This window comes from Vibrio sp. Vb1127 (genome assembly GCF_033338735.1).
GTDB lineage: Bacteria > Pseudomonadota > Gammaproteobacteria > Enterobacterales > Vibrionaceae > Vibrio > Vibrio alginolyticus.
Map to the genome: position 1 here is coordinate 304,021 of NZ_JAWOTF010000003.1, position 26,813 is coordinate 330,833.

The 26,813-nt window shown below is 44.7% G+C and carries 29 protein-coding genes; 11 read left to right on the forward strand and 18 right to left on the reverse strand.

The features are described 5' to 3' along the window. The first annotated feature begins 61 nt into the window (after window positions 1-61). Window positions 62-1,426 (forward strand): sodium-dependent transporter, encoded by a 1,365-nt coding sequence (locus R7H07_RS07475; protein ID WP_033905531.1) that lies wholly within the window; start codon window positions 62-64, stop codon window positions 1,424-1,426. 104 nt (window positions 1,427-1,530) lie between these two features. Here R7H07_RS07475 and R7H07_RS07480 read toward each other — a convergent pair whose 3' ends face one another. The 5 genes from R7H07_RS07480 to tsaA all read right to left on the reverse strand — a co-directional run bounded on the left by R7H07_RS07480 (window position 1,531) and on the right by tsaA (window position 5,409). Beyond that, entirely contained in the window at window positions 1,531-1,722 is a 192-nt protein-coding gene (locus R7H07_RS07480) for a DUF4250 domain-containing protein (RefSeq protein WP_005380289.1), read from the reverse strand. Next, window positions 1,722-1,928, reverse strand: coding sequence for a YaeP family protein (locus R7H07_RS07485; protein ID WP_206959584.1), 207 nt, complete (start codon window positions 1,926-1,928; stop codon window positions 1,722-1,724). Before R7H07_RS07485 ends, R7H07_RS07480 begins: the two co-directional genes overlap by 1 nt. Window positions 1,929-2,039: 111 nt before the next feature. Beyond that, window positions 2,040-2,708 carry a tellurite resistance TerB family protein gene (locus R7H07_RS07490; RefSeq protein WP_206959583.1) on the reverse strand — a complete coding sequence of 223 codons (669 nt, stop codon included), beginning with the start codon at window positions 2,706-2,708 and terminating at the stop codon, window positions 2,040-2,042. A gap of 178 nt (window positions 2,709-2,886) precedes the next feature. Further along, window positions 2,887-4,602 (reverse strand): proline--tRNA ligase, encoded by a 1,716-nt coding sequence (locus R7H07_RS07495; protein ID WP_206959582.1) that lies wholly within the window; start codon window positions 4,600-4,602, stop codon window positions 2,887-2,889. A gap of 111 nt (window positions 4,603-4,713) precedes the next feature. Next, the gene (gene tsaA / locus R7H07_RS07500) at window positions 4,714-5,409 is read right to left on the reverse strand and encodes a tRNA (N6-threonylcarbamoyladenosine(37)-N6)-methyltransferase TrmO (RefSeq protein WP_005380294.1); all 696 of its coding nucleotides are present in this window, start codon (window positions 5,407-5,409) and stop codon (window positions 4,714-4,716) included. A 123-nt stretch (window positions 5,410-5,532) separates the two neighbouring features. On the opposite strand from tsaA, the gene R7H07_RS07505 reads away from it, so the two are divergent. The 3 genes from R7H07_RS07505 to R7H07_RS07515 all read left to right on the forward strand — a co-directional run bounded on the left by R7H07_RS07505 (window position 5,533) and on the right by R7H07_RS07515 (window position 7,738). Then, window positions 5,533-5,793, forward strand: a complete 261-nt coding sequence (locus tag R7H07_RS07505; protein ID WP_005380295.1) for a type B 50S ribosomal protein L31 — start codon at window positions 5,533-5,535, stop codon at window positions 5,791-5,793. Between the two features lie 3 nt (window positions 5,794-5,796). Further along, window positions 5,797-5,922, forward strand: a complete 126-nt coding sequence (ykgO, locus tag R7H07_RS07510; RefSeq protein ID WP_005380299.1) for a type B 50S ribosomal protein L36 — start codon at window positions 5,797-5,799, stop codon at window positions 5,920-5,922. A gap of 229 nt (window positions 5,923-6,151) precedes the next feature. Then, window positions 6,152-7,738, forward strand: a complete 1,587-nt coding sequence (locus R7H07_RS07515; RefSeq protein WP_005380301.1) for an AbgT family transporter — start codon at window positions 6,152-6,154, stop codon at window positions 7,736-7,738. Between the two features lie 106 nt (window positions 7,739-7,844). On the opposite strand, the gene R7H07_RS07520 is transcribed toward R7H07_RS07515, so the two are convergent. The 8 genes from R7H07_RS07520 to R7H07_RS07555 all read right to left on the reverse strand — a co-directional run bounded on the left by R7H07_RS07520 (window position 7,845) and on the right by R7H07_RS07555 (window position 15,009). Then, window positions 7,845-8,918, reverse strand: a complete 1,074-nt coding sequence (locus tag R7H07_RS07520; RefSeq protein WP_206959581.1) for a hypothetical protein — start codon at window positions 8,916-8,918, stop codon at window positions 7,845-7,847. Next, entirely contained in the window at window positions 8,915-10,027 is a 1,113-nt protein-coding gene (locus tag R7H07_RS07525; RefSeq protein WP_206959580.1) for an ATP-grasp domain-containing protein, read from the reverse strand. The genes R7H07_RS07520 and R7H07_RS07525 overlap by 4 nt, the downstream gene beginning before the upstream one ends. Further along, window positions 10,015-11,283, reverse strand: a complete 1,269-nt coding sequence (locus tag R7H07_RS07530) for a F390 synthetase-related protein (protein WP_206959579.1) — start codon at window positions 11,281-11,283, stop codon at window positions 10,015-10,017. Before R7H07_RS07530 ends, R7H07_RS07525 begins: the two co-directional genes overlap by 13 nt. Beyond that, complete coding sequence (locus R7H07_RS07535; RefSeq protein ID WP_017820759.1) at window positions 11,271-12,134, reverse strand: MBL fold metallo-hydrolase; 864 nt, start codon at window positions 12,132-12,134, stop codon at window positions 11,271-11,273. The genes R7H07_RS07530 and R7H07_RS07535 overlap by 13 nt, the downstream gene beginning before the upstream one ends. Then, window positions 12,103-13,089 carry an NAD-dependent epimerase/dehydratase family protein gene (locus R7H07_RS07540; protein WP_206959578.1) on the reverse strand — a complete coding sequence of 329 codons (987 nt, stop codon included), beginning with the start codon at window positions 13,087-13,089 and terminating at the stop codon, window positions 12,103-12,105. Before R7H07_RS07540 ends, R7H07_RS07535 begins: the two co-directional genes overlap by 32 nt. After that, complete coding sequence (locus tag R7H07_RS07545; RefSeq protein WP_172840021.1) at window positions 13,086-14,075, reverse strand: ketoacyl-ACP synthase III; 990 nt, start codon at window positions 14,073-14,075, stop codon at window positions 13,086-13,088. The genes R7H07_RS07540 and R7H07_RS07545 overlap by 4 nt, the downstream gene beginning before the upstream one ends. A gap of 194 nt (window positions 14,076-14,269) precedes the next feature. After that, entirely contained in the window at window positions 14,270-14,719 is a 450-nt protein-coding gene (locus R7H07_RS07550; protein ID WP_005380310.1) for a YaiI/YqxD family protein, read from the reverse strand. Then, entirely contained in the window at window positions 14,716-15,009 is a 294-nt protein-coding gene (locus R7H07_RS07555) for a hypothetical protein (RefSeq protein WP_033905520.1), read from the reverse strand. Before R7H07_RS07555 ends, R7H07_RS07550 begins: the two co-directional genes overlap by 4 nt. A gap of 932 nt (window positions 15,010-15,941) precedes the next feature. On the opposite strand from R7H07_RS07555, the gene R7H07_RS07560 reads away from it, so the two are divergent. Next, entirely contained in the window at window positions 15,942-16,427 is a 486-nt protein-coding gene (locus R7H07_RS07560) for a GNAT family N-acetyltransferase (protein WP_025768243.1), read from the forward strand. On the opposite strand, the gene R7H07_RS07565 is transcribed toward R7H07_RS07560, so the two are convergent. Together R7H07_RS07565 and R7H07_RS07570 are read right to left on the reverse strand one after the other, a co-directional pair. Beyond that, entirely contained in the window at window positions 16,387-16,686 is a 300-nt protein-coding gene (locus tag R7H07_RS07565; protein ID WP_206959577.1) for a DUF3301 domain-containing protein, read from the reverse strand. The two genes, R7H07_RS07560 and R7H07_RS07565, sit on opposite strands and share 41 nt — an antisense overlap. Window positions 16,687-16,699: 13 nt before the next feature. Beyond that, a complete protein-coding gene (locus R7H07_RS07570) occupies window positions 16,700-17,737 on the reverse strand; it encodes a DUF3549 family protein (RefSeq protein ID WP_206959574.1) in 1,038 nt (345 codons plus the stop codon). 76 nt (window positions 17,738-17,813) lie between these two features. Between R7H07_RS07570 and R7H07_RS07575 the strand changes: the two genes are divergently transcribed. Both R7H07_RS07575 and truC read left to right on the forward strand, forming a co-directional pair. Then, the gene (locus R7H07_RS07575) at window positions 17,814-18,128 is read left to right on the forward strand and encodes a YqcC family protein (protein ID WP_005380318.1); all 315 of its coding nucleotides are present in this window, start codon (window positions 17,814-17,816) and stop codon (window positions 18,126-18,128) included. Window positions 18,129-18,132: 4 nt separating this feature from the next. Beyond that, entirely contained in the window at window positions 18,133-18,903 is a 771-nt protein-coding gene (truC, locus tag R7H07_RS07580; RefSeq protein WP_005380319.1) for a tRNA pseudouridine(65) synthase TruC, read from the forward strand. Between the two features lie 90 nt (window positions 18,904-18,993). Here the strand turns inward: truC and R7H07_RS07585 are convergent, their stop codons facing one another. From R7H07_RS07585 to map, 3 genes are all read right to left on the reverse strand, one after another. Then, window positions 18,994-19,377 carry a DUF3461 family protein gene (locus R7H07_RS07585; protein ID WP_005380322.1) on the reverse strand — a complete coding sequence of 128 codons (384 nt, stop codon included), beginning with the start codon at window positions 19,375-19,377 and terminating at the stop codon, window positions 18,994-18,996. 142 nt (window positions 19,378-19,519) lie between these two features. Further along, on the reverse strand, window positions 19,520-22,144 hold the full coding sequence (gene glnD, locus R7H07_RS07590) for a bifunctional uridylyltransferase/uridylyl-removing protein GlnD (protein ID WP_017636037.1): 2,625 nt from the start codon (window positions 22,142-22,144) through the stop codon (window positions 19,520-19,522). Window positions 22,145-22,252: 108 nt separating this feature from the next. Then, entirely contained in the window at window positions 22,253-23,131 is an 879-nt protein-coding gene (gene map, locus R7H07_RS07595) for a type I methionyl aminopeptidase (RefSeq protein ID WP_005380326.1), read from the reverse strand. 384 nt (window positions 23,132-23,515) lie between these two features. Between map and rpsB the strand changes: the two genes are divergently transcribed. The 4 genes from rpsB (at window position 23,516) to frr (ending at window position 26,753) form a co-directional block, all read left to right on the forward strand. Then, complete coding sequence (gene rpsB, locus R7H07_RS07600; protein ID WP_005380327.1) at window positions 23,516-24,244, forward strand: 30S ribosomal protein S2; 729 nt, start codon at window positions 23,516-23,518, stop codon at window positions 24,242-24,244. A 132-nt stretch (window positions 24,245-24,376) separates the two neighbouring features. Further along, window positions 24,377-25,222 (forward strand): translation elongation factor Ts, encoded by an 846-nt coding sequence (gene tsf / locus R7H07_RS07605; protein WP_005380328.1) that lies wholly within the window; start codon window positions 24,377-24,379, stop codon window positions 25,220-25,222. Window positions 25,223-25,369: 147 nt separating this feature from the next. Next, window positions 25,370-26,095 (forward strand): UMP kinase, encoded by a 726-nt coding sequence (gene pyrH, locus R7H07_RS07610; protein WP_005380329.1) that lies wholly within the window; start codon window positions 25,370-25,372, stop codon window positions 26,093-26,095. A 100-nt stretch (window positions 26,096-26,195) separates the two neighbouring features. Beyond that, a complete protein-coding gene (gene frr / locus R7H07_RS07615; protein WP_005380330.1) occupies window positions 26,196-26,753 on the forward strand; it encodes a ribosome recycling factor in 558 nt (185 codons plus the stop codon). Window positions 26,754-26,813 lie beyond the last annotated feature (60 nt).

Here is a 26,813-nt window from a genome sequence, read left to right on the forward strand (position 1 = left end):
ATAGTGAATATTGCTATAGTGTACTAGTTAGCTAGTTCAATGATATTTTTGTGTGAGTAGTATGACACAGCAAACCTCTTCTCAGCCTCGCGAGCATTTTGGCTCTCGTCTCGGGTTCATCTTAGCTGCCGCAGGTGCCGCAGTTGGCCTTGGCAATATTTGGGGCTTCCCAACTCAAGCAGCCAGTAATGGTGGCGGTGCTTTCCTGTTAGTTTATTTGGTGATGATTCTTATCGTCGCATTTCCGATGCTGGTGGTTGAAATGGCGATTGGTCGCCATGGTCAAGCCAACCCTGTAGACAGTATGCGTGCAATCACAGATAACCCTACCGGTAAAAAGCTCGGCGGCATTGTGGGTTGGATTGGTTTAAGCGTACCAAGCGCTGTCTTAGCGTTTTATTCAATTGTTGGTGGTTGGTTGATCTGCTTTTTACTGGGTGCAATCACAGATCTAATGGGGTTAGAAGCTGCAACTCAATGGCTAAAGGGCTTTAGTGTTGAACGTAACTTGTTCGGAACCATTACTTTTTATGTACTGACGATTCTCATCGTACAAGGTGGCGTAAAACAAGGTATTGAGAAGTGGTCCACACGTTTGATGCCAGCATTGTTTGTTCTGTTTGCTCTACTGTTTGCTTACATCATGACGCAAAACGGTGCGATGGAAGGGCTAAAGCATTACTTGGTACCGGATTTCGAAAAGGTATGGGACCGCAAGTTGATTCTTGCCGCAATGGGGCAGGGCTTCTTCTCGCTTACGATCGGTGGCTGTTCAATGCTGATTTATGGCTCTTACTTGAGTAAGAAAGAGAACCTACCAAAGATGGCGATGAACGTGACCATGGTAGATACTGCCGTTGCTTTCATTGCAGGATTAGTGGTGATGCCAGCGATGTTTGTGGCAATGCAAAAAGGCGTTCAGATCTATGCAGAAGATGGCTCTCTATTAAGCTCTGATACGTTGGTATTTACCGTATTGCCATTGATGTTTGATAGCTTAGGTTTGCTTGGTCAATTGTTCTCTATTGTGTTCTTCTTATTGCTGACGATTGCGGCGCTAACGTCCTCCATTTCAATGTTAGAGTGTCCAGTGGCTTTAGTGAGTGAGCGCTTCAATACTAAGCGTAGCGCAACGAGCTGGGTTTTAGGTGGTCTCATTGCCTTGTTCAGTGTGGTGATTGTTTATAACTTTGGCGCTCTGTTTGGTATGGTCGCGACGGTTGCTACTCAGTATCTACAACCAACCGCTGCGCTCTTATTCTGCTTATTTGGTGGTTGGGTATGGAATCGCAACTCAAAAATCAAAGAGCTTGAGCAAGGTTGCCCGGAGTTTACGCAAGGTTGGTTTGGTAAGTTATGGCCTGCGTATGTGAAGTTTGTATGTCCAATTCTTGTGGCGACAGTCATCTGGGCTTCATTTGGCTAACCGAGACGCCTATCGAATAAAAGAAAAGGGCTTGATGGTAACTCATCAAGCCCTTTTTCATATTGGTTATTCTCGTTTCGGTTATCCGCCAAGCATGGTGTGGATTAACGGAATTGTCCTGCTTCTGGAAGAAAGTCAAAACCAGCAGAAGCCAGTTTTGTCTCCAGTGCTGTGCGTTCGATATCGAAGAAAGCCACCAGTTTATCTAAGTCACCACCGAAGTCGTCGCGTAGCTTCATATTCACAATGCTCATCAGCATGACAGGATCCATGGATTCAAAGTTCGCTAGATTCATTACTTATCCTCAAAATCTGAAATCAGTAGGTTTGCCGCAGCAAATGCCGCTTTTTCACGCGCTTCTTTAGGCAGGGACTCATCCGCTGCAACATCGTTCAGTGCTTTAACTGCACATGAAATTGCTTGGGGAATATAAGCTTGATCGCCACTACCAATCTGAGCATAAAGCTCACGAACCAGTTCACAACAGCCGTATACTTGCATGTTTTCTTTCCACTAAATGATAACTTATCTCAATATACACACAGCGGATTTGAAACTCAAAGTACAGAGTTGTTTTGGCTCAAGTTGAAGGTTTGCTTGAGCGAGATTTAATCACTGCATTTGTGCTTCTAACTGCTGAGTGACTTCTGGTGAAAGTTGAAGTTGTTTTGCTAGTTCTTGCAGATACGCTTTTTCCATAAAGTTTTGTTTATCAGCGACGATCAAAGACGCCAGGTAAATTTCTGACGCTTGTTGAGGAGAGGTCGCCTGATTAGCAATTTCAGCAGGATCAAGCGGTTTGTTTAACTCTTGCTGAACGAGGTGACGAACGTGCTCATCTGCGCCCATATCCGCGAGAGCTTGTTCAATGCGAGCCATTTCCTCTTCATCAACGTGACCATCAGCTTTTGCAGCTCCAATCATTGCTTTTAAAATTAAGACACTGTGTTTACTGTCATCGGGGTCAAAGGTTTCTTGAACACCTTGACCGGATTGCTTGGCTTGCCAGTCGTTATACACTTTGTAGGCCAAGGCTCCAAGCGCAGCTGCGCCACCGACTTTTAATGCGCTTGACCCTATTTTTTTAGTCATTTTTTTACTTTTCTTTGAGCCCATCAGCATACCGATGAGGCCTCCGCCTACAGCACCTGCTCCTAGCGTTTTTAGGCTACTTGAATTTGATGAGGATTTGATGTTGTTGGTTTGTTTGCCCAATGCATCTGCACCTTGCTTAAGTAAGTCTGATTTGAGTGCTTGGTTTAGAAGACTTTTTAAATCCATAACTGACCTCCTTTAGATGATGAAATCAGTTTAATAGCAAGAAGCTGAACCAGAGATTAACAAAGTGAATAGTTCGAAAAAGGTGGAGGGGGGGCGTTGAGCTGTAATAAAAAGGGCTGACCGAAGCCAACCCTTTTTAACTATTTGAAATTACTTCAAATGCGAACTCGTCGAGTACTTACTTTAGTTGAGCTTTTACGTGCTCAACAATGTCAGTCATTGCGACTGCTGTTTTCTCACCAGTAGCACGGTTCTTGTATTCGAAGTTGCCTTCTTTCATTGAGCGGTCACCGATAATAATGGTATGCGGTACACCAATAAGCTCCATGTCAGAGAACATTACGCCTGGGCGTTCTTTACGGTCGTCAAATAGCACTTCGATGCCCATTGCTGTTAGCTCAGCGTACAATTTATCAGCGGCTTCTTTCACTTCTTCTGACTTGTGCATGTTCATTGGAACGATCGCTACCTGGAATGGTGCGATTGCATCTGGCCAGATGATGCCGTATTTGTCGTGGTTTTGTTCAATAGCAGCCGCTACTACGCGAGTGATACCGATACCGTAACAACCCATTTCTAGGATGACGTTCTTACCATCAGGACCCAGTACACCACAGTTCATCGCTGCGGAGTAAGCGTTACCTAGTTGGAAGATATGGCCAACTTCGATACCACGCTTAAGCTGGATAATGCCCTTGCCACATGGGCTTGGGTCACCTTCCACAACGTTACGTAGGTCTTCAACTTGGCCAAGCTCTACATCACGACCCCAGTTAATACCGAAGTAGTGTTTGCCATCGATGTTCGCGCCCGCACCGAAGTCGCTCATTACCGCAACGCTGCGGTCAACAATGAACGGCAGTTTAAGGCCAACAGGGCCAAGTGAACCTGGGCCTGCACCGATAAGCGCACGAATTTCTTCTTCAGATGCCATTTCCAGTGGAGCTGCAACCTGAGGAAGGTTTTCTGCTTTCACTTCGTTCAGTTCATGATCACCACGAATAATAAGCGCGATGATTGGCGCATCAACTTCGTCAGATGCTTTCACAAACAGTGTTTTCACTGTTTTTTCAATTGGTAGTTCGAACTGCTCAACCAATTCAGCGATTGTTTTCGCGTTTGGCGTATCAACCAACGTCATTTCTTGTGTTGGTGCCGCAGCCTCAGAGGCTGGAGCTAGTGCTTCTGCTTTTTCAATGTTTGCCGCGTAATCTGACTCGCTAGAAAATGCGATGATATCCTCGCCGCTTTCAGCCAGTACGTGGAACTCTTGAGAGCCGCTACCACCGATAGCACCGCTATCTGCAAGTACAGGACGGTAATCCAGACCCATGCGATCGAATGCTTTACAGTAAGCATCGTGCATTGCGTCGTATGACTTTTGTAGTCCGTCTTTATCAATGTCAAAGCTGTACGCATCCATCATTGAGAATTCACGTGAACGCATTACGCCAAAACGTGGGCGTCGTTCGTCACGAAATTTAGTTTGGATTTGGTACAGGTTTAGCGGAAGCTGTTTGTAAGAGCTCACTTCATTGCGAACAAGGCTAGTGATCACTTCTTCAGCGGTTGGGCTAAGTACAAACGGACGAACATGACGGTCAGTAAAGCGAAGTAGCTCAGGGCCCATCTTTTCGCTGCGGCCTGTCTCTTCCCATAGTTCAAACGGCTGAACAACGGGCATCAAAGTTTCGACTGCGCCTGCATTGTCGATTTCTTGACGAACGATGTTTTCGACTTTACGCAGTACACGTAGACCAGTAGGTAGCCAGGTGTATAAACCTGAAGCCAGCTTACGGATCATACCTGCACGTAGCATGAGCTGGTGGCTCACTACTTCTGCGTCGTTTGGAGTCTCCTTCAGAGTAGAAAGAAGATAATTACTGGTACGCATTAAATTTATCCGTTTATTTAAGTTAGATACTCAAGCTTGAATAAGCAGGAGTATGGGAGTTCCCGAAAGGGAAATTTGTTAGCCGTCTATAATATCAGCCAATTGCGTTTGTCAAAAGCTTTCAATAGCGGTAACCGTTATTAAGTTGCTTGTTGCTGTGAACTTTACGTTCAAGTCGAACAAATTTACCGCATATTCTTTGTCGTCCGGCTTGTTTTTCTTATATGCTGGGCGAGGATCTTGTGCCAGAACTTGTTCAATGACTGATCTTACATAGTCAGTATCGGATCGATTTTCTATCGTTGCTAATGCTTGAGCAGAAAAGGTGACTTGTGACTTTTCTGGCTCTTGGTCTGCGTATCCGCCTTGTGCTTCCGAAATAGAATCCGAATAGGGAATATAAGGCTTAATATCCACAATCGGTGTCCCATCCACGAGATCTACACTGCCTAAATCAAGATAGATTTGATCGCCTTGCTTAGTGACTCCTTTCACTTCAACGGCTGACATTCCGATTCCGTTTGGACGGAAAGTCGAGCGCGAGGCAAAGACACCAATTCGTTCATTGCCGCCTAATCGTGGCGGACGTACAGTTGGTTTCCAACCAGCTTCCAGATTCTGATCAAATAGAAACAACAACCAAACGTGAGAGAACTGTTCTAGCCCACGCACTGCTTCAGGGCTATTTGCTGCACCTAACAGTTTTACGCGTGCTTTAGCCTCTGGTACTAAGCGTGGTTGGCGCGGAACTGCAAACTTTTCTTTGTACGGTGTCTCAATGACGCCGATGGGTTCGATGGAATACATGGTGGACATCTTTAAGAATTCATTGAGATGAAAAGTATCACAAATTTCTCTTGCTTTTCTTGTTGATAATGATTATTAATTAAAATGTTATAACATAACAATTTAATTAAAAGGAAAAGTATTATGAAACCAGGAATCCACCCTGAATATCGTCCTGTGGTGTTCCACGACACCAGTGTAGATAAGTACTTTGTCGTTGGTTCTACGTTGAAAACGGAGAGAACCATCGAATGGAAAGATGGCAAAACTTACCCTTACTTTACGTTAGATGTGTCGTCAGCTTCTCACCCGTACTACACCGGTAAACAGCGCGTTGTACAAACCGAAGGTCGCATTGCGAACTTCAACCGTCGTTTTGGTCAATTTAAGAGCGAAAAGGAATAAATCATGAAGGTAGTAAAATCATTAAAAAGTGCAAAAAGTCGTCATCCGGATTGCCAGATTGTAAAACGGAGAGGGCGTCTTTATGTCATTTGTAAAACGAACCCGAGATTCAAAGCTGTGCAAAAGTAATCAACCTGCATATATCTAACTTATGGTTTTGTTTAATTGATAATATTGAGTTAATTATCTTGCATGGATGAAATATCTACATTTTTATTCAATGTTGGTTATAAATGCCTCTGTTCGTCACAGTTTGTAACATTTAGGGCTTTTATTTGACCTTCTACTCAAGTACCCTTCGCACGCTTTTTGACATTTTTGTCACATTTGCATAGGAATAAAAACAAGGAGGGAACAGATGAGTTCATCTGATTCAATTAAACAAAACTCGCCTAAGAAGCCGCTGTTTACGCGCTTTTTGGATACTGTCGAATATTTGGGGAACTTATTACCCCACCCGATCACACTATTTGCCATTTTCTGTTTAGCCATTCTGGTGATGTCGGGTATTGCAGGATACTTCGAAGTTTCCGTAGTTGACCCTCGTCCTGAGGGTGCAAAAGGTCGTGCCGCGGATGGCATGATTCATGTCGTTAGCTTGCTTAACGCTGATGGCCTTGAGCTAATCGTTACCAATCTAGTGAAAAACTTTGTCGGCTTTGCACCTTTGGGTACGGTATTGGTTGCGATGTTGGGTGTTGCTATTGCTGAATACTCAGGCTTGCTATCTGCAGCAATGCGTGGCTTAGTCATGGGAGCATCTCAACGCATGGTAACAGTGACGGTCGTTTTCGCGGGTATCATTTCAAATACGGCATCAGAGCTTGGCTATGTGGTACTTATTCCACTGGCTGCAATGCTGTTCCATTCTTTAGGTCGTCACCCACTTGCCGGTCTTGCTGCGGCGTTCGCTGGTGTATCTGGTGGTTACTCAGCAAACCTACTTATTGGTACGGTTGACCCGCTGTTGTCAGGCATTACTGAAACGGCGGCGCAAATGATCGACCCAACTTACACTGTTGGTCCAGAAGTTAACTGGTACTTCATGTTTGTGTCGACATTCTTCATTGCAATCACAGGTGCGTTTGTTACTGAAAAAATTGTTGAGCCAAAGCTTGGCAAATACAGTGAAGAAGAAGCCTCAGAAGATTTGTCGAACGACAAAATGGGTGGCTTAACAGACATTGAGAAGAAAGGCCTAAAACTAGCAGGTGTTGCTGTACTGGTTGTTTCAGCGCTGCTTGCTTGGACGGTTGTTCCAGAAGACGGCATCCTACGTTCTGATGCAGGTACAATTGCAGGTTCACCATTCCTGAAAAGTATCGTGGCATTCATCTTTGTGTTCTTTGCTATTCCAGGCTTTGTGTTTGGTAAAGTTGTGGGCACGATGAAGACGGATCGCGATGTAATTGATGCAATGGCGAAATCTATGTCTTCTATGGGCATGTACATTGTATTAGTTTTCTTTGCGGCTCAGTTCGTTGCTTTCTTTAAATGGACTAACTTCGGTCAGGTATTCGCGGTTGCTGGCGCTAGCTTCCTGCAAGAAATTGGCTTAACTGGCCCAATGTTGTTCTTTGCCTTCATCCTGATGTGTGGATTTATCAACCTAATGATTGGTTCGGCATCGGCACAGTGGGCAGTAACGGCTCCGATTTTTGTTCCTATGTTGATGCTTGTTGGTTATGCACCGGAAACGATTCAGGCTGCTTACCGAATTGGTGACTCGACGACAAACATCATTACTCCAATGATGAGCTACTTTGGTTTGATTCTTGCCGTAGCGACTCGTTACATGAAGAACTTAGGTATCGGTACGCTGATCGCGACCATGCTACCTTACTCAATCTGCTTCATTGTAGGTTGGAGTGTGCTGTTCTACCTATGGGTATTCGTATTTGGTTTACCAGTAGGCCCTGGCGCAGCAACATACTACACACCGTAGAAAACGGTTACCTCACACAGCTCCATTATAAAAAGCCTGCGAACGTCGCAGGCTTTTTTATCGATTGAGACTGTGTACGCAGGCTTACCTGATTATAGATGTCGGTTTATAGCTGAAAACGCATCAACAAAGGGCGATAAAAGTGCTGAGTGAGCCAGCACAAGCTTTTCCAAATTATGCGTTTGTACCAAGGTAAGTGCGCAATATAAACATAGCTAAATTCAATTTCTGGCCGGGCTTTTCTGTTGCGTTTAAAAGCCGGAGCGCCTGAGCTCATATTAAAGCGACGCTGGTATATCATTGCATGGCGGATGGTATAGGCCGATATTCGACGATACAATGCGAGGCGTTGTGGCTTATTGGTATCGTAGCCAAAAATTGGGCAAGTCATATCATTATCAATTTCTACAATGCCTAAAGTAGCCAGCATCTCTTCTTGATAAAACAGTCCCACTAAATGTACTAATTTGTTCTGGCTCACCTGTTTTAAATATTGGGTTGAAAACTGGATGTTATTGAGGCTGTATTTATCAAGGTAAAGCATGTCATATAACTCTTTGGCACGCTGAAACTCTTCATCAGTGGTCAGTGGCCTAAACTGCCAATCTTTATCATTAAGCAGTTTGAAGTCTTTCGTTAAATCTCGGTTGAAGCTGAACGCTTGCCAATCATCAAGTAAATACACTTGTCGTGTTACCAAGCTTTGCCATTGCTGCTGCTCTAATCGCTGAATAAAGCGTGATTGTTGACGTTGGTTAATGGAGCGAAGCACCAAGGGAAAGGTGGGGTATTGATCGAGTGCGACGCGACGCAGTTCATCGAGATTTAAGGATGCCCATTGTTCGCTATACATATTGGTGGACAAGCACTGATTGTTGAGAGTTTGGACTTGATCCAATCCAGCCAATGATAAGATTGGTTTAGTCATATTAATAAGTAACTTACATACCCATCGAACAGCCACATTTTTGACTTTGTGAAGCTCTTCTTCGGCGTAGCCACTAAGCAGTGTCATAGGGGACACGGCATAACAGTTGTTTGGTATTTTTGGTGTTACGGAGTAGGGAATGGCAACATCATCGATATAGTAGCAACCAAAGCTTGCTGTGCATTCATCAATGGGATTCGACTGCATAAGAGTGAAAAAAGTTTTATGCCATTCTTGAGAGGAAAGTGTCATGAGTTCAATGCCTCTCCATTCCACTCAATATCAACGGTAGAAGCGTCGCTCCACTTCGTCTTGTTCTGCCTAGCTAACCGGAGTAATTCAAACATACTCCGGATTTGGCTCCCGGCCGGTAAGTTATGCTGTTGCATCACATTCACTCCAGACCACCAATCTTGCCAAGTTCGAGCCTTGAACAGGGATAATCCACCTTCCGCGATGAGTGTTATTGGACCTAAATGATGCAATCGCTGCTTGGAAGGACTGGTAAACTCCATATTAGGAAGCAGTTGGTTGCATCGAGACGAGAGTAGGTGCAAACCACTGGTGGCTCTTGGGTTACATTCAATCACGTAGAGTTCATCTTGTGATTTGATGAAGTCAAACGACACTTGCCCATGATAAGTATGACGTTTACCAAAAGCTGCGATAAATGTATCTAGTCGTTCGCACGAGATCGGCTGAAAAGCACTGGCGGCCGAGCCGTTTACACAGTATTTCGGCACATAAGCTTGGTGTGCTTTAAGGTCACCATGTTCAAAAATGGCATAGTTACACACCGGAGTCCCATGGATTTTTTGTTGCTGAACCCAAGGGTAAAGGGGCGATATCGTGGCGGCAGAAATAGACTCAGTTGTCACATCTCTTATGACTTGCCCGCCAAACCGAGAGTAAACGGGCTTTAGAACGGTTCTCTTATTAATTTCAATCTCACTTTTATCAGCGACCAAACGAGTTTTTGGAAGTGTGATTTCTGGCAAACTTTGAAGCTGTTCAAAGACGGTCAACTTGTTGTGCAGGGCATTGAGTAGTCTCACATTGGGCAGAAAAAAATCTACTTCTGGGCATTGTTTGGCAACATGAGCCAAGTAATACACTTCTTCACAAGTGGGTATCACCATATCAATACGCATCTGAGTAATGATTTTTAGGATCTGCTGTTGATAGGTGGGAAACGCAAATCGAGGCGAAGCGGTGGGGATATAAGACTCGATGCCTCGCAAAAACGATCCTAGAGGTTTTTTTAGCGAATCGGTGAGAGTTACGTCATGTCCATGATGCATACACATGGTTGCCCACTCTAGTGCAACTGGTGATCGGGCTCCGGTGATTAAGACCCGCATATGTTCACCACACGTCGTTGTTTATTCATTGGCGTCCAAATAGGCGCAGGGCGGTAACTAAATCTGACAGGATCAAGCCGCAATTGGTCAAACAACTTTATCAAGGCTTGATGTATAACCCGATGGTGGTGAACATCCGCTTCAATTTGAATGGCTTGTGACCCTGTTTGGGTGATTCGGTAATCCACGCGACTTTGGGCGGATAGTGTTATAGCGCGGTAGATGAGATCTGGTAACACCGTCACTGGGACGTGGTTTGCGTTTAGCGTGAGGCGATCACCACATCGTCCGGCAATCGCGCCAAGAGGTTCAAATACGCCATTATCCTGTTTATTCTCAATAATATCGTCGAGCTGATAACGAATAATTGGCTGAGTTTTACGACGAAAATCGGTGATAATTGGGCTGTAATGAGTACGTTCGGTATTCAGCCAATGTTTTTCGATGTAAACAACATCTTGATTCCAGCGCATTTGTCCATGCTGATCAGTACATGCAAGAAAACCTTCGGTACATTGATAGACTTCATGGAGTTCGCTGTCGAACCGTTGAGAAATAAAGTGACGGTCACTCTCAGTTAGGACTTCTGCACCAGAAATGATCCGCTGTGGTTGAATTTCGGGTTGACTAAATTGACCGCTGAACTGGGCGCAGAGCTGAAGAGCTTGCGCACTACCAACCAAAAGTGTGGGTTGGAACTCATCCAGCTCTTTTATCCATTCTTGGTAAGGTTTGGTCAAATCGGCATAAAAGAATGTGACTGGCCCTTTCGCGATGGATTTATACAGTGGGCTGTTGGCCCGCAAGGCTAGTGCAATTCGGTGCTTTTGCCATAGGTTGGGCAACAGGCGAGCCAATATATTGCCAGCCCACAGTTGCGTTTCCTGTTTGTCAGCAAGAAATAACCCGCGCATGCCTGATGTGCCCGAAGAAAGCCCAACAGTAACATCGCCAACTTTCGAAGCGGCGAAGTTGCGTGACTGTTCTGCTTCGAGTGCTTGTTGCATTAGCTGTTCAGCATCTAGGCCTTTCGTATTCAACTCCGAGAGGCTCTCCATCATGGTTTGCTTATTCATGATAGGGAAATCACTAAGTGCTGCACCTTGAAGTGAGCGGTAATACGGTGAATGACAGCATACCCAATCTAGGTGTTGCGTTAAATGTCGTTGCTGCCATGTTTCGACTTGTTCCCTTGAGCCGAAGGGGCGGTAGCGGGTTCGCCAGAATTCTGAGATAAGCGTTCTCACTTCATCCATCCTTCTTTGATTAGCTGCTGGATAGTTTCCTGACAATGTGAAGGCACGAAGCGAACAAAGTGGTGGGTTTGTTGGTAGCAACTTCTCAACTCGGAGAGGGTGTTTTTATAGGCTTTTGTATCATCGCAAAGCATGTTCGCCAGCCAATGTTGATCGATATTTTCACTCAAGCTCTCGATTAACCAGCATGCATCGGCGAGTAAGAACAGCCAACCTTGGTCTCTTTTAACCAGCAAGCCCACTTGGCCAGCTGCATGGCCTGGCAAGCTAACCATATAAATAAATCCATCGTCGAACATGTCTTTACAGAGCAAATTAACACCTTGGCACTGAGGAAGAATTTGGCTGATTGATACAGAAAAGTCACTATGAATGAATAAGTTAGATTCAAGTTGTGGAGGAAGTAGAGCTTTTAGGTATCCTTTTCTTACGCCTCCAATTCGACCACTTTTAGTAATTGCATCCACCCCTTTTTGTTGGCAATGCAATTGAGAGTGGGAAAACTCAGACACGGCAGCAATGTGATCAGCATGGAAGTGGGAAAGTACTAAGTGTTCAATATCATGAGGTTTGAGACTTTCTTTTGCTAACTGCGCAACAATTCCGTGTTCTTTTTTATAGCGACAAGGTGTTGTCCAAGCATAAAAACGTTCAGGGAAGGGGCGAGTCGCGCTAAAAAAATGCTCGTGATATCCCGTGTCAAACAGGATGTTGCCTTGTGTTGGGTGCTGAATTAACGCAACGGCTGCCGGAAATGCTCTAGGCTTGATACCAGAACCTGGTTTGACAACAAAGCCTGGGTGTACGCAGTGTCCAGCCTCAAAGATTTTTATTTTTAGACCAGTTTGCATACTGCTGTATTCCTTCTTGAATTGAAAAAAGCGGTTGGTAATTCAGTGTTTGTTTCGCCTTGCTGATATCCAGAGTTTGATGATAGTTAAACAATCCTGCGCTGTATGAGGTGAGCCTTGGTTCTGGCTGATGTGGTAAGTGCCTTCGTATTTGCTCACTGAGCCTTAATAATGGTGATACAACGCCGTATGGTAATGATTGTAACGTTACTTTTAGGTTTAACCCCTCACATAAAGCTTGCAGAACAGTCTCAATTGGCATTGGTTCGTTGTTGGAAATGTTGAACACATCACCATGCTGAAGTTGGCCTGCCTGAGTGCAAGCGAGCATCGCTGCATGGGCAACGTTGTCGACATAGGTCAGATCAACCACAGGATTTCTACCCGATGGCAGAAGCAGAGTGTTGTTTTTTATCGCCTTAAGCACTCTTGGGATAATCGCGCGATCATTGGGTCCAAAAATGCCACGCGGTCTTAAAATGATCGCTTTGCTTTGGCCTTTTACGGCTTCAATTTCCGATAGGTATTTTGTGTGTGCGTAATCATTACACCAGTATGAAGCTATGGCGTCGGTTTCTCGAATATTCCAACGGTCTTGATGGTCAAAGTAGACGCTGGTGGAGGAAATATGGATAAAACGCGAGATTTGATAGGTATTAGCCGCATTGACGAGGTTTTTGGTGGCATCTACATTGGCTTGATAAAACGCCTGCCACTTTCCCCATGGGCTTGAGAGAGCGGCACAATGGATGATTGCATCCATACCTTGGCATACCGCATGAACTGCTGAGTGGTCTCTTAAATCGACTATATGTGGGATAACATCGAATTGCTCGGCGAGTTGTTTAGCGATGACTGTATTTCGTGCTGTAAAGTGCAGTTCATGCTGCTGGTGAAACATTCTCAGAATTGCGCTACCCAACATCCCGCTGCCACCAGTGACCAATATCTTCATAGTTTTAGCACTCCCATCCCTAGTGACAACCCTGCGGCGGTGCCAGCTAATAACACATGTTTTCCTGCGGCTTCTGGCTGATTACGCAGCCAGTGTAAGTTAATTGGGAGTGAGGCGGCGACTTGGTTTCCCAAAGTCGAAAAGTGATTAACGGTTTTCTCTGTTGGTAGCCCGGTGAGTGAAGGCAGTTTTTTTAATCCATGCGCGCTGGCTTGATGAGGAAGAAAATAATCAATATCGCCGAGTGTTACCGGAGAGGCGTCAAACCCTTTTTTTAGAAACGCTGGTAAGGCTTTACGCACATGTTTAAAGAGTGCTTTGCCCTCCATCTCAAACTGGCAACTTTTTAAATAGGCTTGATGCTCGGAGGTATGCGGATTGATATGACTACCTCCGCCCTTAATTTGACAAAATGAATACCCGGTATGATGCGTTTCAAAGTGACTGGTGAGCAATCCATCATCGTTGTGTTCTTCGAGCAAAAATGCGGCGGCACCGTCCGCGAATAAGGTTGCAACTTCTGGTTTGAGCGTAAAATTTCGATTCAGTGTGATGCCAGTGGCGAGTTCGCTGGTGACAATAAGAATCCGACGGTACCGTTTTGCTAAGAATAGACTCTGAGCAAGATCAAGCGCAGAGAGAAAGGATAAACAGGTGCTGTTCAAATCAAAGCTTTCTAGCCATGTTGGAGCGTCTAACGCGGCGAGAACCGCTGAAGCGTCGTAGGGTAGAGACTGGTGGTGTGTACCGCTAGCGTAGATAAGGAGATCAACGGAGCTTAAGGTATGTGTGTTTCCTAAACACTGCTCTATTGCCTGCACCGCCATGTAAATAGCGGTCTCTTTTGTATTGGCTACATGACGATATTCAACGTCGAATTTATTTCGGCAGGTCCCTGGCGCTAATTTTAGGAAGTGATCCATCTCTCGATCAGACCATTGATTCGTTGGCAGGTAGCTTCCACTGGAAACGATGTTAAAGCCCATTATTCTCTATACACTTATTAAAAACGTCGTTCAAAATAAACCACGTTGCATATTGAAGCTATGGTGAGCGAGATGAAAAATAAACAGAACAAAACAAATGGGAGTAAGAGCACGCTTTGGGTGCAATGCTGAGAATGAATTTTCAGGAATGAGCCAGGCTTTTATTTGCTGGCTCAATATGAATAGAGTGAGGGTTACTTCTTAAATTTCGCCAAAATACGATCCAAATGGTTTGCAAATTCGCGTCGATCGGTTTGAGAAAGCGCGGCGGGCCCACCTGTCTGAATTCCGCTTGAACGCATGGTTTCCATAAAGTCGCGGATATTTAGGCGAGCTTTGATGGTGTCTTTTGTATAGAGCTCGCCACGAGAACTGAGGGCTTGAGCGCCTTTAGAGATAACCTCATCTGCAAGCGGAATATCTGACGTGATCACCAAATCGTTGGCTTCTACACGCTTGACGATTTCGTTGTCTGCGATGTCAAATCCCGCAGGGACTTGTAGCGAGTGGATGTTGTCTCTTTTCGGCACAGGGACAACGTGGTTAGCGACAAACGTACATTCAATCCCCGTACGCTCGGCGGCACGCACAATGGTTTCGCGAATAACTTTCGGACACGCGTCTGCATCTACCCATAACTTCATGATGATTTCTCACTGAGTTTCGCTTCTAACTCTTCAATACGAATGGCTAGCATTTTTACGGTGTGTTCTAGGGCTTCAAGACGATCATTATCGGTGTGGTGTTGTGCTGCGATTTCAACCTTGGGTACGCGTTGAGCACTCTTCCAACTTTTTATTGCGGTGATTAACGCTGGCATTGGAACTGGCGTTTTCAATCGTGCTTTCACTAACGCTACGGTTGGCTCTTTTCCTTGTTGTTGCAACTGTTCCATTGCCGCTTCTAATTCTTTAGTAACGTCTTGAGTTAACATTTTTAATCCTTAACAACGATATATCTATCATCATACGTTGAGTGCGCTAATTTGGCGAATGGCATTTTGGAGAGTGTAGTGTGAGAGATCTCTTACATAGGTTGTGAGAGAAAACGATTTCGTAAGCGGAAAAAGAGAAGCTGAAGAGCTTAAGTTTCTGATAAATAATGATTTAACAACTTGTTAACCAATGTGAGAGCCAAATATTTATCTTAGATAGATTGTCTATTTTTGGAAAAGGCGTAAATTGAGAGTTGTCAGCAGGAAGCAGACATGGAACAGGAAAGCACCAAGGATTTGGTTATCGTCAGGAAGACGATTTGGTTGGTCAGGATGATTAATCAAGCATGGAGCGTAGGACATTGTAAGGATACGATCATCAATAGGATGTTGATGACTAAGGATAGACGATGGACCCCTCTAGGATTGAGGTTATGGACAGCATCAGGAAGATGCAAGGGACACCGCTCAAGGAACAAGTGACGTGTGCTAACGAGGAATGTTAGCAGTCAGGATGATAAGGACACCGCTAGGACGGCGACGTAAGGAATAAGCTGACGGAATCAGCCACTATTATGGATGATGCATGGAGCACTTTTAGTAGCCGGACTGCTGCGAGTAAGACCATGACCCCGATACTTATGTGTCGGGGTCTTTCTTATATAAAAACGATATCCAGTGTTCTCATTGAATTAAGCATCTCGATGTTATTTGGGGATATCAATATCACAAAATATATAAATTCCTAATAACACTTAATAAAAAACAACTCAGATCAATATCCTTTCCAACCAGTTGGTTTAACTTTCGGCTTCTCTACAAGGTGTTATGCCCGCAATCATTGAGCATGTTCAGCTCATCGAGTTTGTGATCTGCGGATAGATTAAGTTTGTTGTAATCAAGGAACAGATGTGGCCATAGTAACCAGAAGAATGCTTCTTCTACCCTACAATGAGTCGTTGCAACTAGAATTCGTCATGCTGAATTGCTGTGCGAAAAACCGTGCTGAATTGAATGGTCCGTATACAGTTGCGTCTGCCAAACAGATGTTTGAGAAAATACTGGATGATGAGAACATTTATAGTATGGCAGTGCTAGAGAGCACCAGTCGTGACTATATGGGACACGTGTTCATTGCTAATCTCGATTCCGAACCTGAATTAGGGTTTATTTTTGATAAATCATATTGGGGTAAAGGGTTAGCAACAGAAGCACTAAAAGCATTTTTCCCCAAAGCGTGCCGTGAGTTGGGCTTGAATAAGGTGAAAGCTAACGTGAATAGCAATCATCAAGCTTCTATGGCGGTACTGAAAAAGCTGGGATTTGTTAAAACAAAAGAAAGTAAGGATGTATATGGTCCTTACTTTGAAATGGAATTTACAAGCGATGCGGTGGTAGGTGAAAGTTCTGCGGCCTGAAACCGACCATGGTTAACTCTCCTTGGTAGCAATCGTCACCAAGAGATGAAAACTCAAATTGATACACCGTATGCCAACGCCAGACTCCGTCTGGCGTTTTTAGTTTATGGGCACCAAAGGCGATGCTGATTAATTGGAGATCCAATTGCTCACATTTACGCGTGATGACCGCTTTTGCGAGTTCGGCTTGGCGACGCTGTTGCCAAAACAGGTAACAGAAAAAGCAGAGCCCTAAAATTGCTAAAAGATCACCAATCATTCCTGAACCTTTCTTAGCTTTTTGTTGCTTGTTGTAAGCTTACTAGCGCATTTGCTAGTTCCTCTGATGGGTTTGAATGCAGCAAAGGCAATAACACCATTCTTAACTCTGGCAGCATCACTAAATCGGCAAATAACTGATTAAATAGGGATTGATTACCGGTTTGAGCTAAACGCAGCAAAAACTGTTCCGCTACCTTTTCATTGGCGAGTAAGTGCCAAGCGCGGCCCGCCACACCAATCAATACCTCCTGATGGCTTAAACGAGGGCTATGCAATATCGCATCTAATACTGGAGAGGCGACTTCTGTTGGTGCACCAGCAAGGGCTCGGATAAGTGCTGAAAGTAGGAAGAGATCAGGTTCGCTACTTGCGATTTCTTGCTGTGCCTTTTCTGCGATACGTTCTGCTAAACGCTCTTGTAGCTCTACATGCTCAAGCGCACCTAATAGGGCATAAAGTGGCTCATTTGGTAGGTGGTTCAACGCTTTGCGTATCATTACTCCGTTTTGCTCTTTGTTCAGGCGAGCGGCTATGTCTGTGATACCTTGCAGACCTACAGTTTGCCAATTATCCCAGCCTAAACCTCCAGAGAAGTAATGCTGGGTATGCTCGTAATATTGGCTGGTAGGAAGATTGAGGTTTGCGCGGACCTGGCTATGAAACACGGCCATTTTATCTTCGGAAGGTTTGAAAGTGTATGGGTTGTTAGACAGCTTTTGCTGTTGCTCTTCAGTGATATCATCATTGAGGCGTGTTCCCATAGCCTCCACTACGTATTTAATGAAATTGCCGATATCCGCTTGCTTTAACAAACCGCGCTCGTCCAATTCAAACTTTAGAAACCAAATCCAAGGTTGCTTTTGTTCATTCCAGTACGCGATGGCAAGGTGTGCTTTACGTTGCATTGGAAATGGGTAAGGTGCTTGACCTTTTTCTACATCGGTAAACTCTTTCTTAGCGATGGTTTTGATACGGCGACCAAGATCGAAGATTTGATAATCACAGTGGCTGTTGTTCAACAGTTGAGTGAGGGTTTGAATGTTTTCCATTAAATACGACGTCCTAACGTTCTTTTCACAAGAAATGGTATCATTCTCGGCTAATTCAAGGTTCGAGATAGAATTAATGGTAACAAATACTCAATTGGTCGACTTACTTCACCAACTTGAAGCGCAGCTTAGAGAGCATAACTTATGGCAATATACTATGCCTTCAGAGCAAGCCTTACAAAGTACAGAGCCATTTGCGATTGATACATTGCACCCTCATGAGTGGTTGCAGTGGATCTTTATAGCCAGAATGCACTCACTAGTGAAAAACAATCAACCACTGCCAAGAGGGTTTTCTCTCGAGCCCTATTTTTCAGAAGCGTGGAAGCAGGAACCGCAGTTCGCCGAGCTGCTTGTTACAATCCGAACCATTGACGAACTGTGTAAGTAAACGAATGCTAGAACAAGAACTAACGCGATCTTCAGAACCAGTTGAGCTGGAGATCGTTTATCAGGATGAATATTTTGTAGCGGTCAATAAGCCTGCAGGCATGTTAGTGCATCGCAGTTGGTTAGATAAACACGAAACTCAGTTTGTCATGCAAACTTTGCGCGACCAAATTGGTCAGCATGTGTTCCCATTGCATCGTCTGGATCGTCCAACATCTGGTGTGCTTGTGTTTGCGTTGTCGAGTGAAGTCGCATCACAAGTCATGCCGATGTTTGCTGAACATAAAATGGAAAAGACATACCACGCAATAGTACGCGGTTGGATTGAGGAAGAGGGCGTCTTGGATTACGCGCTCAAAGTCGAGTTAGACAAGATTGCGGATAAGTTCGCTTCACAAGAAAAAGAAGCGCAAGAAGCGGTGACGGAATATAAGCCGTTGGCTAAAGTGGAAGTTCCCTATTCGACGGGTAAATTTCCTACAACGCGTTATTGCTTAGTTGAGATGAAACCTAAAACGGGGCGTAAGCACCAACTTCGTCGTCATATGGCACATCTACGCCATCCGATCGTGGGTGATACAACGCACGGGGATGGAAAGCACAACAAGCTGTATCGCACAGAGTTTGAATCTCATCGTCTGCTACTGCATGCTTCAGAGTTACGGTTCGTCCATCCATTTACCGATCAAGAGATTGTCATGACGGCCAATCTTGATGAAACTTGGCAGCAATTGTTCACTCGATTTGAGTGGGATGAATCGATGATTAACCGATAATCGGTGCAGTTAGATCTAGATAATGATTGGGTACAAATAAAAAGGGTTAGCATCAATGCTAACCCTTTTTAATATTTAAGACTTAACGTTTTACTTTAGTTTTTCAAGATCCGCTTCGATCTCTGCGATTTTACTCGAAACGACTTTTTCTAAATGACGAAGGTCTGAAAGAATTTTCTCTTTTACATCAACCTCAGGTTGTTTCGTTGGCTTAGTGATTTTATTCAGTTCATCAATGACTAATGTGAGGTTTCGGTTGATTTCCGTTACTTCTTTATATTTGTGACTGCCACTATCAACAAGAACATTTTTGATTTGGCGTGGATATTTGAATTTAACGCTTTTAGCGAATAGTTCGCCTTTTTGCTTGTGGAAATATATCTTGAGCACATCTTTGTGTGCTTCTTGGCGTAGGGAATAACGTTCAATCTGCTTAGGGTCGTGAATACCCAAACCAGTGAGGTGGGGATACATAGGCTACCTCTATTACATCTAATTGATATTGATATAACTGTAGCAGCCTATGTATGAGCTAGATAGCTGATATTTAGCCAAAATGCTTAACTTGTGGGCAAGATCGCTCTCGCCCTGAACCGAAAAGATTGGCAGGTTTGATCTAAGCTGCGACCTCATCAGATAACTTTTCGATCAATCTCTCTCTTAGCTCATCTTGCTGTTCTTCACTTAATCTTCCTCCTGCATCACTGGTTAAAATAAACAAGTCTTCTGCTCGCTCACCAATGGTGGTGATTTTGGCACCGTGAAGGTTGATATTTAAATCAGCAAACGTACGGCCTACTTTGGCCAACAGCCCTGGTGTGTCTAGCGCGACAAACTCCATTAAAGTGTGTTTTTTACCTTTGGTTGGTAAGAAGTCGACTTTGGTTTTCACATTAAAGTGCTGAAGTTTGTTCGGAGTACGGCGCGTTTTAATCTTGGTTGGTCGGCCCGCCTCCAGTACATGGGTGAGGTGTTTAATCACCGCCGCGTGACGAGACTCATCGATCGCTTCGCCATGTTGATCGAGTACCATAAAGGTATCAATCACGTGCCCATCTTTGCTGGTCATGATTTGCGCGTCGTGTACATTAAAATTACGCCTATCTAACTCCGCCACGACCGTCGCAAATAAAGCAGGCTGGTCTTTCGTATATACAAACACCTCAGTGCCGCCACGAGTGGCTTTTTTACTGATCAATACCAAAGGCTTAGTCGGATCTTCCATGCGAAGTAAGTGTTCGCAGTGCCACGCGATTTGCGTATGAGTATGACGAAGGAAGTAGTCAGCTTTGAAGCGTTGCCACAATACTTCAATTTCGCGCGCGGCAAACCCCTCTTTGCGCAGCATTGCGGAGGCCATTTGTTGATTGTGGCGAATTCGCTCACGCACATCGACAGGGTTCTCTAGGCCTCTACGTAAAGCACGTTGTGTGGAGTAATACAGCTCCGCAAGTAAAGTTCGTTTCCAAGCATTCCAAAGTTCTGGGTTGGTTGCACAAATATCTGCAACTGTCAGGCATACAAGATAATCGAGAGATTCTTCGTCTCTGACTTTTTTGGCAAACTCGGTAATGACATCAGGATCATAAATATCTCGGCGCTGTGCGGTGACAGACATTAATAGATGATGTCTTACCAACCAAGCGACAAGTTTCGCTTCGGGCTTCGATAAACCATGCTCAATGCAGAAGTCGTACGCTTCTCCTTCACCGATAATCGAGTGATCGCCGCCACGACCTTTCCCGATATCATGGAAAATAGCGGCAATAATCAGCAGCTCTTTCTTTTGCATCCGAGGGTAGACGTCACAGCAAATAGGGTGCTTCGCATGATTTTCTGGGTCACTAAAAGTGTTGATGTGTTTAAGTAAGCGAATACTGTGTTCATCAACGGTGTAGGCATGGAATAAGTCAAACTGCATTTGACCAACAATCTGACTCCATTGCGGTAAATAGGCCGCCATAACCCCTAATCGGTGCATGAGACTGAATGCTTTGTGCAGAGCATTAGGGTGACGACATAACGCCATGAACTTTTCACGCGCAGCAGGAATGGTGTGCAAAAACTTGTTGAGCCGACGGCGAGCGGTGCGCAGTTGACGCAGCGTTGGTGGGCTCACCCCTTCAATAGTTGAGTCGTTAGCAATATGTAAGAACATATCCAGAATAGTTTCTGGGCGAGCTTGGAACAATGCGGGTTTCCGCGCTTCAATTAAAGAACCGCGACGTTGAAAGTCCGTATCGAGAATCTCGGCACTTTCTGTCGCCCCACCATTAATGATCGCTTGGTCAAAGAGTTTGAGTAGCATTTTATTGAGCTCTGCCACACGACGAAGCGTGCGGTAGAACTCTTTCATCATCATTTCTACGCCTCGGTTGCCTTCTCCGACGTAGCCTAGATTTTCCGCAACTTGTGCTTGATGAGCAAAGGTCAAGCGGTTGTCATAGCGGCGAAGCTCCATGTGCAGAGCGAAACGTACTCGCCAAAGGAAGTCCTGACATTCAACCAATTCTCGGTATTCTGCGTCAGTTAAAAATCCGTATCGGCTCATTTCCAACAATGAAGTAGCACCAAAGTGACGTCGAGCGACCCAGCTCAATGTATGAATATCGCGCAGCCCGCCAGGGGTTGATTTAATGTCCGGTTCTAAGTTGTAGGTCGTGTCGTGGTAACGTGCATGGCGTTCGCGCTGCTCTTGAATTTTAGCGCGGTAAAACGTCTCACTTGGCCAGAAGGAGTCTGATAACACGACTTTCTTCAGTGCCTGAAAGGTGTCCTCGCTTCCACACAGCAGTCGCGCTTCTTGCAGGTTTGTCGCGACCGTTAGATCGGCTTTACCAATTTCAGCACATTCAGTAACGGTGCGAACAGCGTGTCCGACCTCGAGTTTTAAATCCCACAACAGCGTAATGAACTCGCTGATTTTTGCTTCTAACGCGGTTGGCAGTTTATTGTTCGACAGAATCAAAATATCGATATCGGAGAGCGGATGCAGCTCGCCGCGTCCGTAGCCACCAACGGCAACCAGAGAAATGTTGTAAATATCCTTGAAGCCAAAATGTTGCCACAAACGATTGAGAAGCAGATCCATATATTCAGCTCTGGCTAAAACCAAGCTTGTTACCGGATGATGATTGAGAAACTCTTGGTTTTGATTAGAGCTAAACTTCTCTAATTCTTGTTTGAGTTCACCGATATTGATTTGTTCATCGGAAAAGGTAAGAGGGGACTGAAGTGTCATATTTGCCATCCGTGCAAGCTAATCTAATAACAATCTAACAAATTTGCGGCAGATAAAAAATATCCCCGCCGAAGCAGGGATATAGTAAACAACGAGTGGTCGTCAGCTTTACGCGTTTTTCATTAGGCGAGGAATCGTATCGTCGCTACGAAGCGTCAGTACTTCACAACCTTCTTTTGTTACTACAATGGTATGTTCCCATTGCGCAGAGTTCTTGCCGTCGCCCGTGTAAACAGTCCAGTCATCTTGTGCATCAACAGAGCAACCAAATTTACCTGCGTTAATCATCGGCTCAATAGTAAAGCACATGCCTTCTTTTAATACGCGGCGGTCTTTGTTCTTGTAATGAACCACTTGTGGTTCTTCATGGAACTCATCGCCGATACCGTGACCACAGAAGTCTTTCACAATAGAAAACTTGTTGCGAGGATTGTTCTTGTTGTTCTCTTTGATGTACTTCTCGATAGCTGTACCGATGTCACCAACCGTTGAACCTGGCTTAACGGTGCGCATACCAACATACAGTGCTTCTTGAGCTACCATGCACAGACGTTTGTTTGCAGGCGAAACATCACCGACTAGGAACATCTTAGAAGTGTCACCATGGTAACCCTGAGGACGCACGCTCAGATCGGCATTCTCATCATTTGGAACGATTACGGTAATATCAACGTTTAAGATGTCACCATCTTTTAGTACCGCCGGCTTCATTTGGCCGTTGCTACCGATTTCGTCTTTTTCCGCTGGAATACCGTGGCATACGATATGGTTGATTGAAGTACAGATCGACTTAGGGAAACCATGGTAATCAAGCGGAGCAGAGTATGCGCCTTTTTCTAGAGCGTACTCATGACAGATTTTGTTTAACTCTTCTGTCGTCACACCAACTTTGATGTGTGGTTCGATCATTTCTAGAATCTCTGCGGCTAGCTTGCCCGCAATGCGCATGCGTTCTATTTCTTCAGCAGTTTTAATCTTGATTGACATTGGCTTTCTCTACTTATTCCTAAGCACGTAAACGTGCGAATGGCTGCATTCTATCAGACATCGGGGCGTTAACCCAAGTTAGATAGGAATATGCATCATTCTTAATTCGATCATATGTTTAAAGTTTTGCTTATAAATAGGAGAAAGTGGCTCGGTGAAGAAATAATTTTTACTAGCCACAGTGAGCTAAAATATGGTATAAAGCGCGCCGGAATAGAGGACTGTTCTCTTCGTTTAGCAAAGTTAAGCGGCGAAGCAAGCTTCATCCGAATAACCTTTTATCTTTAAATCACACACATTCCGTCACATATTCCGGGGTGCTGAGCAGAAGCTTGGTCGGAGTTATGGGGAATGTGGAGGCCTAACCCCATAGAGGATTTTAAAATGGCAACTGTATCAATGCGCGATATGCTAAAAGCTGGTGTTCACTTCGGTCACCAGACTCGTTACTGGAACCCAAAAATGAAGCCATTCATCTTTGGCGCTCGTAACAAAGTTCATATCATCAACCTAGAAAAAACTGTACCAATGTTCAACGACGCTCTAGCTGAACTAGCTAAAGTTGGCGAGAAGAAAGGTAAGGTTCTATTCGTAGGTACTAAGCGCGCTGCATCTGAAGCTGTTAAAGAAGCTGCAATCGCAAGCAACCAGTTTTACGTAAACAACCGCTGGTTAGGCGGTATGCTTACAAACTACAAAACAGTTCGTCAGTCTATCAAGCGTCTAAAAGAACTAGAGACTCAATCTCAAGACGGTACTTTTGACAAACTAACTAAGAAAGAAGCTCTAATGCGTACTCGCGAAATGGAGAAGCTGGAGAAATCTCTTGGTGGTATCAAAGACATGGGCGGCCTACCAGACGCTCTATTCGTAATCGACGCTGATCACGAACACATTGCAATTAAAGAAGCTAACAACCTAGGTATTCCAGTATACGCTGTGGTAGATACTAACTCTAACCCAGACGGCGTTGACTACGTAATCCCAGGTAACGACGACGCGATCCGCGCTGTACAGCTATACCTGAACGCTGCTGCTTCAGCAGTATCTGAAGGTCGTAACAAAGACGTAGCTGCAGTTGCTGAAAAAGACGGTTTCGTAGAAGCTGAATAATAGCGGCTCTGTGTCACACTTGGTCTATGTGAAACCTTTGTGTAGCATAAACTAAGTTATAGTTAGCAATGGGGGCCGACAATGTTAGGCCCCTGTTTTTTACCTTATTTCGAATCAAACGAGGAAGACAGAATGGCAACTGTAACTGCTGCTCTAGTTAAAGAACTTCGCGAGCGTACTGGCGCTGGCATGATGGAATGTAAGAAAGCGCTTGTAGAAGCAAACGCTGACATCGAACTAGCAATTGAAAACATGCGTAAATCTGGCGCAGCGAAAGCAGCTAAGAAAGCTGGTAACGTTGCAGCTGAAGGCGCAATCATCATCAAAGAAGAAAACGGCGTTGCTGTTCTTCTTGAAGTTAACTGCCAAACTGACTTCGTTGCTAAAGACGGTAACTTCACTGCATTCGCAGAAGAAGTTGCAGCTGCAGCTCTAGCTTCAAAAGCTTCTGTTGAAGAACTACAAGCACAATTCGAAGACGCACGTGTAGCTCTAGTAGCTAAAATCGGTGAAAACATCACTATCCGTCGCGTAGAATACGTTCAAGGCACTGCAATCGCTTCTTACCGTCACGGTGAGAAAATCGGTGTTGTTGTTGCTGGTGAAGGCGACGCAGAAACTCTTAAGCACGTTGCAATGCACGTTGCTGCTTCTAAGCCAGAGTTCGTTAACCCAGAAGACGTACCAGCTGACGTAGTAGAAAAAGAGAAAGCGGTTCAAGTTGAAATCGCAATGAACGAAGGCAAGCCTGCTGAAATCGCTGAGAAGATGGTTGTTGGCCGCATGAAGAAATTCACTGGCGAGATCTCTCTAACAGGTCAAGCTTTCATCATGGAGCCTAAGAAAACTGTAGGCGAAATGCTGAAAGAAAAAGGCGCTTCAGTTTCTACGTTCGTTCGCCTAGAAGTAGGTGAAGGTATCGAGAAGAAAGAAGAAATGAGCTTCGCTGAAGAAGTTGCAGCAGCTCAAAAAGGTTAATCCTTAGAGACTGTATAAAGATTAGACCGTAGCCAAGGCTGCGGTCTTTTTATGAGCAGTGAACGATTAGCCGTGATGAATAGCCATAACTGAAGTTGTGTCTATTCATGACTGTTAATCAACAACTCTCTTTGGAAGGTAAACTCCATGACTACGAACCCTAAACCAGCGTATCAACGTATTCTATTAAAACTGAGTGGTGAAGCTCTTCAAGGTGAAGACGGTTTTGGTATTGATCCTGCGGTCCTTGATCGTATGGCACAAGAAGTTAAAGAACTGGTTGAACTGGGTGTTCAGGTTGGTGTAGTTATCGGTGGCGGTAACTTGTTCCGTGGTGCAGGCCTAGCTGAAGCTGGTATGAACCGCGTAGTTGGTGACCACATGGGTATGCTTGCTACAGTAATGAATGGCCTAGCGATGCGTGATGCTCTTCACCGTGCATACGTAAATGCGCGCGTTATGTCTGCAATCCCTCTAAAAGGCGTATGTGACGACTATAATTGGGCTGATGCGATCCGTGAGCTTCGCCAAGGCCGAGTTGTCATCTTCTCTGCTGGTACTGGTAACCCGTTCTTTACAACGGATTCTGCTGCTTGTTTACGTGGTATCGAAATTGAAGCGGATGTCGTACTAAAAGCGACGAAAGTTGATGGTGTATTTACTGCTGACCCTGTAGCAAACCCAGACGCAGAGCTGTATGATAAGCTATCTTATGCAGAAGTTCTGGATAAAGAGCTGAAAGTTATGGACTTGGCGGCGTTTACGCTAGCTCGTGACCACAAAATGCCAATCCGCGTATTTAATATGAACAAGCCAGGCGCACTACGTCGCGTGGTTATGGGCGAAGCAGAAGGCACGCTCATCAACGAATAAGCTTGGCTTAAGGTGCCACTCCAAAGCGTTAGGGTGGTGCTTGCTTTGCTCAACCGTTTTAGGCTTTCTTCAGGAAAGATGACATTTTTAAGGTGAAACTGTGATTAACGAAATCAAAAAAGACGCGCAAGAGCGCATGGATAAAAGCGTTGAAGCGCTTAAGAACAACCTTTCTAAAATTCGTACAGGTCGTGCACACCCAAGCCTACTATCTGGTATTTCTGTAGAATACTACGGTGCAGCAACACCTCTAAACCAAGTAGCAAACGTTATTGCTGAAGATGCACGTACACTTGCAATCACGGTTTTTGATAAAGAGCTGACGCCGAAAGTAGAAAAAGCGATCATGACGTCTGACCTTGGTCTAAACCCTATGTCAGCTGGCACTATCATCCGCGTTCCACTTCCACCGCTAACGGAAGAACGTCGTAAAGACCTAGTTAAGATCGTTCGTGGTGAAGCTGAAGGTGGTCGTGTTGCTGTTCGTAACATCCGTCGTGACGCAAACAACGATCTTAAAGCGCTTCTAAAAGATAAAGAAATCTCTGAAGATGAAGACCGTAAAGCACAAGACGAAATTCAAAAGCTAACTGACGTTGCAGTTAAGAAGATCGATGAAGTTCTTGCTGCAAAAGAAAAAGAGTTGATGGAAGTTTAATACTCCCACACACATCACTGTTGGAAAACGCTGTGCTCACAGCTCAGCGTTTTTTTATGT